Genomic DNA, 2,610 nt, shown 5'->3' with positions numbered 1-2,610 from the left:
AAGGGCAAGAAAAACGCAGATCTGTGGCGCAGATACCTTGCGGCGGCGGCGCCTCACGAGATCAAAGCCTCCTGGGTCAAGGGGCATGCGGGACATCCGCAAAACGAGGAGTGCGATGCTATGGCTCGCGCGGCGGCGGAAGCGATAAAGGGCTGAAATTCTGCGGCGAAGCTTGCGGTTGCGCGGATTAAGCATGGATTTGCCCGCGTTTGCTTTGCACGCAGAGCCGCTTCGGCGTAAATTTTATTGCCCGAAGCCGGTTTTAATGCGTTCGCTCACGCAATCGAGCTCTTGTATTTGGGAGCAAGCGTGTTTTTGGCGAGGATTAAATTTGCGGCGAGCGAGCTTCAGCGCGGTTTGCGTTAGGATTAGCGGGCACGTTTAAATTTTATTCGCTTTAGATCAGCCGTCAGTGCGTTTTATTCGCCGCGTTGGTGCAAATTTAGCGCGGGCTATACCTGCACCCATTCGTTTCGTTTGCGCAGGTTTTGTTCGCACCGGATGCCGTTTGCGTGCGAGCCGCCGCGGATTTCGTAAAATTTTATAATAAAGGGTAAAGATGCAAAATTTAGAAAAACTGCAAGAAAAACTGGGCTATAAATTTAAAAACCAGGCCCACCTCAAGATCGCTCTTACGCACAAAAGCGCCAAAAACGGACACAACAACGAGAGACTGGAATTTTTAGGCGATGCGGTGATGGATCTGATCGTGGGCGAGTATCTTTTCAAAAAATTTAGCAGCGACGAGGGCGATCTGAGCAAGCTGCGCGCCGCACTCGTGAACGAAAGTAGCTTTTCTAAATTTGCAAAATTTTTGGGCATCGGTGAGAACCTGAATATGTCGCTGTCCGAGGAGCGCAACGGCGGACGCGAGAAGCCCTCGCTGCTTTCGGACGCGTTTGAGGCGATAATGGGCGCCGTCTATCTTGAGAGCGGGCTGCAAAATACCGCCCGCATCGCGACTGCAATCTTAGAAATCCTCTATCCGCGCATCAGCTTTAACGAGCTCGTTAAAGACTACAAAACCGCGCTGCAAGAGCTCACGCAGGCAAAATTCGGCGTCACGCCCGAATATATTCTTTTAGGCTCGAGCGGCCCCGATCATAAAAAACGCTTCGAAATGGCAGCGCTCGTAGGCGGCAAGCGGCTCTCCTCCGCCGTGGGAGCCAGCAAAAAGGAGGCTGAGCAAAAATGCGCGCAAATCGCGATAGAGCTTTTACAAAACGGCTCCTCGCACGGCACTAGCGCGCAAAATAGCGAGCAAACGGCATGCGGCGACGCACAAAGCGGCGCGAACTGCGCTCAGGACGGCAAAAAAGGCTCGCGAGGCGGCAGCGGACGGGCACAGGGTAGCAAAAAGAGCGACCGCGCCGGCGCATCAGGCGGCACGCCGAGCGCTAAAAAAAGCAATGAGCGAAATGGGCGCGATACGGATAAACAAGGCGGCGGCGATCAAGGAGGCGCGCTATGAATACTTTCGGCAAAAGATTGCGCCTTAGCACCTTCGGCGAGAGCCACGGCGCGGCGATCGGCGGCGTTTTGGACGGCTTTCCGGCGGGCGTGGCGATCGAGCCTTCAAATATCCAAAGCGAGCTTGATCGCCGCAAACCGGGCGGCAAATACGCTACGCCGCGCAAAGAAGCCGACGAGATCGAAATTTTAAGCGGAATTTTTGACGGTCGCAGCACCGGCGCGCCGATCGGATTTATCATCCGCAACACAAACCAACACTCGAAGGACTACGAAAATCTCAAGGATATTTTTCGCCCCGCACACGCCGATTTTTCGTATTTTGCCAAATACGGACTGCGCGATTACCGAGGCGGCGGGCGGGCAAGCGCGCGCGAAACCGCCGTGCGCGTGGCTGCGGGAGCGTTTGCGCAAATCCTGCTAAATCACTTTAAAATTTCCGTAAAAAGCGGAATCTGCGGCGTGGGCGAAATTTACGCGGGAAATTTAGACTTCGACTTTGCGCAAAACAGCGAAATTTTCGCGCTTGATCCCGCTGTGGAGGGCGCGCAAAAGGAGCTAATCCTAAGCGTCAAAAATGCGGGCGATAGTATCGGCGGCTGCGTGCTAACGCGCGTCACGGGCGTGCCTGCGGGACTCGGCGAGCCGCTGTACGGTAAGCTGGATGCGGCGCTTGCGGGCGCGATGATGGGCATAAACGGCGTAAAGGCCGTGCAGATCGGCGCCGGAGTGAAGGCAAGCACGCTAAAAGGCAGCGAAAATAACGATTTCATGGGCGCTAGCAAGAATGCGATCCGCACCAACGGCGGCAAGATAGGCGCAAATTTCGCAAGCAACAACGCAGGCGGAATCTTAGGCGGCATAAGTAGCGGCGCGCCGATCGAGATTGCGACGCATTTTAAGCCTACTCCGAGCATTTTCATGGCGCAGCACAGCGTGGACGTGCGCGGCGCGGACGCGGTCTGCGAGCTGCGCGGGCGGCACGATCCGTGTATCGCCGTGCGCGGCAGCGTCGTAGCCACCGCGATGGCGCGGCTGGCGATCGCCGATGCGCTGCTACTAAACGCGAGCGCGACGCTGGGGAATTTAAAGCGAATTTACGGCGAGGATTAAATTTAGACGGGCGGTGCGGTGAAATTT

The 2,610-nt window shown here is 55.9% G+C and carries 2 protein-coding genes and 1 pseudogene; all 3 read left to right on the top strand.

Going from position 1 to position 2,610, the window contains the following annotated elements; genetic code table 11:
• On the top strand, positions 1 to 156 hold a 156-nt coding region (locus Q0256_RS08795), incomplete at its 5' end, for an RNase H family protein (RefSeq protein WP_367271953.1).
• Between the two features lie 403 nt (positions 157 to 559).
• Positions 560 to 1,222 (top strand): annotated as a pseudogene (rnc, locus tag Q0256_RS08790) (ribonuclease III); the annotation flags it as partial.
• Positions 1,223 to 1,467: 245 nt separating this feature from the next.
• The gene (aroC, locus tag Q0256_RS08785) at positions 1,468 to 2,583 is read left to right on the top strand and encodes a chorismate synthase (RefSeq protein WP_297962274.1); all 1,116 of its coding nucleotides are present in this window, start codon (positions 1,468 to 1,470) and stop codon (positions 2,581 to 2,583) included.
• Positions 2,584 to 2,610: the final 27 nt, after the last annotated feature.

The organism is uncultured Campylobacter sp. (assembly GCF_937949835.1).
Classification (GTDB): domain Bacteria; phylum Campylobacterota; class Campylobacteria; order Campylobacterales; family Campylobacteraceae; genus Campylobacter_B.
Note: the sequence above shows the minus strand (reverse complement) of the source record. Positions and strands in the feature narration are given on the sequence as shown.

Excerpts from the sequence above, each read along its gene's own strand:
- aroC (WP_297962274.1), top strand. The coding sequence starts at position 1,468 with ATGAATACTTTCGGCAAAAGATTGCGCCTTAGCACCTTCGGCGAGAGC.